Annotated in this window: 4 protein-coding genes; 2 read left to right on the top strand and 2 right to left on the bottom strand. The window is 72.7% G+C overall.

Translation table 11 applies throughout. The annotated features are described in order from the left end of the window. The first annotated feature begins 221 nt into the window (after positions 1–221). The gene (locus tag ACFWI4_RS32540; RefSeq protein WP_387203654.1) at positions 222–2,096 is read left to right on the top strand and encodes a glycoside hydrolase family 3 protein; all 1,875 of its coding nucleotides are present in this window, start codon (positions 222–224) and stop codon (positions 2,094–2,096) included. A 58-nt stretch (positions 2,097–2,154) separates the two neighbouring features. Here the strand turns inward: ACFWI4_RS32540 and ACFWI4_RS32535 are convergent, their stop codons facing one another. Continuing rightward, a complete protein-coding gene (locus ACFWI4_RS32535; RefSeq protein WP_387203651.1) occupies positions 2,155–2,544 on the bottom strand; it encodes a hypothetical protein in 390 nt (129 codons plus the stop codon). Positions 2,545–2,729: 185 nt separating this feature from the next. Here ACFWI4_RS32535 and ACFWI4_RS32530 point away from each other — a divergent pair, with 185 nt between their 5' ends. After that, positions 2,730–3,206, top strand: a complete 477-nt coding sequence (locus tag ACFWI4_RS32530) for a hypothetical protein (RefSeq protein ID WP_385407077.1) — start codon at positions 2,730–2,732, stop codon at positions 3,204–3,206. A gap of 4 nt (positions 3,207–3,210) precedes the next feature. Here ACFWI4_RS32530 and ACFWI4_RS32525 read toward each other — a convergent pair whose 3' ends face one another. Further along, positions 3,211–6,939 (bottom strand): ABC transporter ATP-binding protein, encoded by a 3,729-nt coding sequence (locus ACFWI4_RS32525; protein ID WP_387203648.1) that lies wholly within the window; start codon positions 6,937–6,939, stop codon positions 3,211–3,213. Positions 6,940–7,135 lie beyond the last annotated feature (196 nt).

The following is a 7,135-nucleotide window of genomic DNA, read 5'->3' as shown; positions in this document are numbered from 1 at the left end:
TGCCCCTACCGTCTAACGATCCCACCCAAACGCGCTGGGTATCACCAGCCGGCACGGCCCCGACCCACCCACCCACCGGATCCGGAACCGCGACCGGCGCGCCCCCTCCAACCTCCCCGGTGACGGCCCCTTTCCCGATACTGTGCACACCCTTGACTGGAAGAAACTTCCCGGATAATCGTGATTCCTCGGAAGTTTCCTTCACGAGGGAAGGAGCGCTTGTGCGCGACTCCAGCACGGGAAGCACCGCACGACCGACCGGCCCGGCCGAGCCGGACAGACCGTCAGCGCCCTCCCGGCGTACGGTCCTCGCCGCCACGGCGGGCGTCGCCGCCACGCTGGCCGCCGCCCCCCGCGCGCAGGCGGCCGGAGCCGGCACCCACCCGCGCGACGACAGGGCCCTGCGCGCCCTGATCTCCCGTATGACCCTGGAGGAGAAGGTCGGGCAGGTCTTCGTCATGCGGGTGTACGGCCATTCGGCCACCGCGCCCGACCAGGCCGACATCGACGCCAACCTCAGCGAGATCGGCGTCCGCACGGCCGCCGAGCTGATCGCCAAGTACCGCGTCGGCGGGATCATCTACTTCGCCTGGGCCCACAACACCCGTGATCCGCACCAGATCGCCGCCCTGTCGAACGGGATCCAGCGGGCCGCGCTCGACCAGCCGCGCGGGCTCCCGCTGCTGATCTCCACCGACCAGGAACACGGCATAGTGGCCAGGGTGGGCAAGCCCGCGACGCTGTTCCCGGGCGCGATGGCGCTGAGCGCGGGCGGTTCACGGGCCGACGCCCGGACGGTGGGCCGGATCAGCGGCGCGGAACTGCGCGCGATCGGCATCAGCCAGGACTACTCCCCCGACGCCGACGTGAACGTCAACCCGGCCAACCCGGTGATCGGCGTCCGCTCCTTCGGCGCCGATCCGGACGCGGTGGCGGGCCTGGTGGCGGCCGAGGTGAAGGGCTATCAGGGCTCGGGGGTCGCGGCCACGGCCAAGCACTTCCCCGGCCACGGCGACACCGCCGTGGACAGCCACTTCGGCTTCCCGGTCATCACCCACAGCCGCGAACTGTGGTCGGAACTCGACGCCGTGCCCTTCCGGGCGGCGATCCGCGCCGGGATCGACTCGATCATGACCGCGCACATCATGGTCCCGGCGCTCGACCCCGCCGGCGACCCCGCCACGCTCTCCCACCCGATCGTCACCGGCATCCTGCGCGGCGAACTGGGCTACGACGGAGTCGTGGTGACGGACGCGCTCGGCATGGAGGGCGTCCGGACGAAGTACGGCGACGACCGCGTCCCCGTCCTCGCGCTCAAGGCCGGCGTGGACCAGCTCCTCAACCCGCCGGACCTGGGCGTCGCGTGGAACGCGGTGCTGAACGCCGTGCGCGGCGGCGAGCTGACCGAGGCCCGGCTCGACGAATCGATCCTGCGCATCCTGCGGCTGAAGGCGAAGCACGGGCTGCTGAACGACCCGTACGTCTCCGATACGGACGTGGACCGGGTGGTCGGCATCCCGGCACACCTCAGGGCGGCCGACCGGATCGCCGAGCGGACCACCACGCTGCTGGTCAACGAGGAGAAGCTGCTGCCGCTCTCCCGGCGGCGCACCCCGAGGGTGCTGGTGGTGGGCGCCGACCCGGCCTCGCCGTCGCTGTCCGACGGGCCGCCCACCACCGTCGCCGCGGCCACCCTGACCGGTCTCGGGTTCACGGCGACGGCCCTGTCCACGGGGACGGCGCCGTCGGCCGCCACGATCGACAAGGCCGTCACCGCGCCGGCGGGCGCCGACGCGGTGGTCGTCCTGACGTACAACCTGACGGCCACCGGGTCCCAGAAGACCCTGGTCGAACGGCTGGTCGCCACGGGCGTCCCGGTGATCGCGGTCGCCGTCCGCAACCCGTACGACATCGCCCAGATCCCTGGGGTCGGCGCCTTCCTGGCCTCGTACTCCTGGACCGACGTCGAGGTGCGCGCCGCCGCCCGGGTGATCGCCGGCCGGGTGCACCCGCGCGGTCGTCTCCCGGTGGCGGTGCAGCGGGCGGACGACCCGTCACAGGTGCTGTACCCGATCGGCTCCGGGCTCAGGTACTAGCCACAGCCACGACGACCCTGCTCCGGGCCCGCGTTCGCGCCCGGAGCGGGGCCGTGGTTCAGCACAGGATCCAGCCGGAACTCACCGATCCGGAGCCGACCGAGGCCTTGATCCGCACGCAGCGGTGGCCCGCGTACAGGGTCACCGGGCCCGCGTGGTGCGCGAAGTGCCCGGAGTCCATCACGGGCCGTCCGCCGCGCGCCTGCACGCTGACGGACATCCGCCCGCGCGCGCCCCGCGCGCCGGGGAAGGCCACGGCGCAGACGTAGCCGCTGCGCTTGAACACCTGCACGGAGCCGGTCGTGAAGGGCAGGGTGCGGACCTTGCGGCCGGAGCAGAAGGCCGGGGCCGCCTGGGCGCTGCCCGCCCCCGTGAAGGCGAGCAGTCCCGCCGCGGCCAGCACGGCCAGGCCGAGCGCCAGGCGCCGGCGTATCGCACCACTGTCCACTGTCGTCCCTCCCGCAGCAATCAGCGTACTGGTGTACGGACGCGGAACAGGCGGCGGCCGGTTGCGTACCGCTACGACTTCCGCGGCCGGGCCCGCGTCACCCGTGCGAGGTTTTTTCCTTTTCGGACACAACCGTGCCGGTTTCTCCGTGGTCCAACGGAGCAGGAAACGAAAGGCGGTTACTCATGTCCGGCCTCAAGTCATCTCTCACGACCGGTCGCGCGCTCATCGCCGCGGCCCTTCTGATCGCCGCGGGCGCCTCGGTGCCCGCCGTCGCCAGTTCCACCGCCGCGCCGCCCGCCCGCAGCGGCAGCAACGGCCCGGCCTACGACCGCGTGGCCGACTTCTACGGCTCCTACATCGACGCCGTGACCGACGGGGGCTCCGGCACCCTGAGCACCCGGCTGCGGACCTTCTACCTGACCCCGGCCCTGCGCACCCAGCTGGCCGGCTGGGAGCACCGGCAGCACGCCGACGGGGTGCTGCGCGCCCAGGACGTGCCGAGCGCCTGGCGGGTGACGGCGGGTGACAGCGGCGCCGGGCACACCTGGTCGACGGTCCGGCTGACCTGGGGCTCCCCGCAGCACCCGACGTACACCTATCTGACGGTGCAGTCGGATCTGGCGACGAAGAAGATCTCCGGCATCAAGCCGAGGAGCTGACGGCTCAGGCCGTCGAACCGACCGGCTCCTCGGGCTCCGGGGAACCCACGAAGGTCCGCCAGAGCGCCGCGTAGCGGCCGTCGAGGCGGAGCAGTTCCTCGTGGGTGCCGTCCTCGGCGACCTGGCCGTGGTCCATCACGACGACCCGGTCCGCGCGGGCGGCCGTCGTCAGCCGGTGGGCGACCACCAGCGTCGTACGGCGGCCCGCCAGCCGGTCGGTGGCCTGGTTGACCAGGGCCTCGGTCGCCAGGTCGAGCGCCGCCGTCGCCTCGTCGAGCAGCAGCACGTCGGGGTCGACCAGTTCGGCGCGGGCCAGCGCGATCAGCTGGCGCTGGCCGGCGGAGAGGTTGCGGCCGCGCTCGGCGACCTCGTGGAGGTAGCCGCCGTCCAGCGTGGCGATCATGTCGTGCGCCCCGACGGCGCGGGCGGCGGCCTCCACCTCGGCGTCGCCGGCGCCCGGACGCCCATAGGCGATGGCGTCGCGGACGGTCCCCTGGAACAGGTAGGCCTCCTGGGGGACCACACCGAGGCGGTGCCGGTAGGAGGTGATGTCCAGGTCGCGCAGGTCCATGCCGTCGACCGTCACCCGCCCTGCCGTCGGGTCGTAGAACCGGGCGACCAGCTTCACCAGCGTCGACTTGCCCGCGCCGGTCTCGCCGACGAAGGCGACCGTCTGCCCGGCGGGGATGCGCAGCGACACGGCGCTGAGCGCCTCCTCGGCGTCGTCCGCGCCGCCGTACGCGAAGCCGACGTCCTCGAAGGCGATCTCGCCGCGCAGCGACGTGACCCGCCGCGGCTCGGCGGCGGACCGCGTCGAGGCCGGTTCGCGCAGCAGTTCCTGGATGCGGCCGAGCGAGACGGTGGCCTGCTGGTAGCCGTCGAAGACCTGCGAGAGCTGCTGCACGGGGGCGAAGAACAGGTCGATGTAGAGGAGGTAGGCGACCAGGGCGCCGGTGGTGAGGGTGCCGGAGTCGATCCGGTGGGCACCCACGACCAGGACGGCGGCCGCGGCCCCCGAGGCCAGGAGCTGGACGAAGGGGAAGTAGACGGAGATCAGCCACTGGCCGCGGATACGGGCCCTGCGGTAGCTGTCGCTGCCCTCGGCGAAGCGCCGCCCGCTGGCCTCCTCGCGCTGGAACGCCTGGAGGATCCGCAGCCCGGACACCGACTCCTGGAGGTCGGCGTTGACGACCGACACCCGCTCGCGGGCCAGTTCGTACGCCTTCACGCTCGCGCGGCGGAAGAAGAACGTGCCGACGACCAGCGGCGGCAGGGTCACGAAAACGACCAGCGCGAGCTGTACGTCGATCACCAGCAGGGCGGCCATGATGCCGAAGAAGGTGACGACGGAGACGAACGCGGTGACGAGCCCGGTCTGGAGGAACGTCGACAGGGCGTCGACGTCGGTCGTCATCCGGGTCATGATCCGGCCGGTGAGCTCGCGCTCGTAGTAGTCGAGTCCCAGGCGCTGGAGCTGCGCGAAGATCTTCAGGCGCAGCGCGTACAGGACCCGTTCGCCGGTGCGGCCGGTCATCCGGGTCTCGCCGATCTGCGCGGCCCACTGCACGAGCACGGTGATCAGCGCGAGCGCGGCGGCGGCCCAGACCGCGCCGAGCGCGAGCCGGGTGACGCCCTGGTCGATGCCGTGCCGGATGAGGATCGGCAGCAGCAGGGTCATCACGGCGTCGACGGCGACCAGCGCGAGGCTGACGAGCAGCGGGGCGCCGAAGCCGCGCAGCAGCCGGCGCAGTCCGTAGGAGTCCTCGGGCGTGACCGCGCGGACCTCGTCGACGTCGGGGACGTCGGTGGCCGGGGGCAGCGCCTCGACCTGGGCGAGGAGTCCGGGGGTGGCGGGCATCCCTTCGAGCGCGTTGTCGCGGGGCTCGCGGTCGCCGGTCCACAGGTGCGGTGTCACCCCGCGCTCGGCGTCGTACTCGGCGTCCAGCTCCTGCCGTACGGTGCTGTCCTCGCGCGGCGCGGCCGGCGGGACGTGTCCCGGGGAGACGCCGCCCAGCTCGTCGGGGTCGGTGAGCAGCCGCCGGTAGAGGGCGGAGCGGGCCTGGAGCTCCTCGTGGGTGCCGATGTCGGCGAGCCGTCCGCCGTCCAGGACGGCGATGCGGTCGGCGAGGTTCAGGGTGGAGCGGCGGTGGGCGATGAGCAGCGTCGTACGGCCCCGCATGACCTGGGCGAGCGCCTCGTGGATCTCGTGCTCGACCTGGGCGTCGACGGCGGAGGTGGCGTCGTCGAGGACGAGCAGCCGCGGGTCGGTGAGGATGGCGCGGGCGAGGGCGACGCGCTGGCGCTGGCCTCCGGAGAGGGTGAGGCCGTGCTCGCCGACCTTGGTGTCGTAGCCGCCGGGCAGCTCGGCGATGAAGCGGTGCGCCTGGGCCGCGCGGGCGGCGGTCTCTATCTCGTCCTGGGTGGCGTCGGGCCGGCCGTAGGCGATGTTGGCGCGCACGGTGTCGGAGAAGAGGAAGGAGTCCTCGGGGACGAGTCCGATCGCGGCGCGCAGGGACTCGGTCGTCAGCTCGCGGACGTCGTGCCCGCCGATGAGGACGGCGCCGTGGGTCACGTCGTAGAAGCGGGGCAGCAGCAGCGACACCGTCGACTTGCCCGAGCCGGAGGAGCCGACGACGGCGAGGGTCTCGCCGGGCCGGATCTCGAAGCTCAGTCCGTCGAGGACGGGCCGGTCCTCGGTGTAGCCGAAGGACACGTCGTCGAACTCGACGGTGGCGGGCGCGTCGGCCGGGAGGGTCTTGGTGCCGTCCTTGATCGACGGCTCGGTGTCGATGAGCTCCAGCACGCGCTCGGCTCCCGCGCGGGCCTGCTGCCCGACGGTCAGCACGACGGCCAGCATCCGCACCGGTCCCACGAGCTGCGCGAGGTAGGTGGAGAAGGCCACGAAGGTGCCCAGCGTGATCTGGCCGCGCACGGCGAGCCAGCCGCCGAGCGCGAGCATCGCGACCTGGCCCAGGGCGGGCACGGCCTGGAGGGCCGGGGTGTACCGGGCGTTGAGCCGGATGGTGCGCAGCCGGCCGGCGAAGAGCCGCCGTCCGACCTCGCGCAGTTTGCCGGTCTCCTGCTCCTCCTGGCCGAAGCCCTTGACCACGCGCACTCCGCTGACGGCGCCGTCGACGACACCGGCCACGGCGGCGGCCTGCGCCTGCGCGTACCAGGTGGCGGGGTGCAGCCGGGAGCGGCTGCGCTTGGCGACGAACCACAGGGCGGGGGCGACGGCCAGCGCGACCAGGGTGAGCGGCAGGGACAGCGCGGCCATGATCGCGAGGGAGATCAGGAAGAGCAGGACGTTCCCGATGGTCATCGGGAGCATGAAGAGCAGGCCCTGGATCAGCTGGAGGTCGCTGGTGGCGCGGCCCACGACCTGCCCGGTGGACAGCTCGTCCTGGCGCCGCCCGTCGAGCCGGGTGATCGTCCCGTACATGTCGGTACGGAGGTCGTGCTGGACGTCGAGGGCGAGCCGGCCGCCGTAGTAGCGGCGGACGAAGGTGAGGGCGTAGACGAGGACGGCGGCGCCGAGCAGCGCGCCCGCCCAGGGGGCCATGCCCCGGCTGTGGTCGCCGATGACGTCGTCGATGATCACCTTGGTGATCAGCGGCACCACCGCCATCAGGGCCATGCCGCCCAGCGAGGAGCCGAGCGCGAGCACCACGTCCTTCGGGTACCGCCAGGCGTACCCGGCGAGTCGCCGCGCCCATCCCCGTTCCGTCGCCACTCCGGCACCTTCCGTAGATCTCACTCCGCCGGAAGGCTCCAACACCGAGAGAAGCGGATTTCATCCCTCCGCAACAATTCGTGTCCCCGCCCCCACCACAGCGGTCCCCCCCCCCCCCCCCGGGGGCGGGGGGGGCGGCCGCAACCGGGGGGGATAACCACAAGTAGCAGCCCACCGCCAAAGCAACTGTAATAGA

Source organism: Streptomyces sp. NPDC127038, from assembly GCF_042725875.1.
Classification (GTDB): Bacteria; Actinomycetota; Actinomycetes; order Streptomycetales; family Streptomycetaceae; genus Streptomyces.
The sequence above is the reverse complement of the archived record's forward strand: the minus strand, read 5'-3'. Positions and strand labels throughout refer to the sequence as shown.

Bases quoted from the DNA above. Each gene is read 5' to 3' on its own strand.
- ACFWI4_RS32530 (WP_385407077.1), top strand. From the start codon at position 2,730: ATGTCCGGCCTCAAGTCATCTCTCACGACCGGTCGCGCGCTCATCGCC.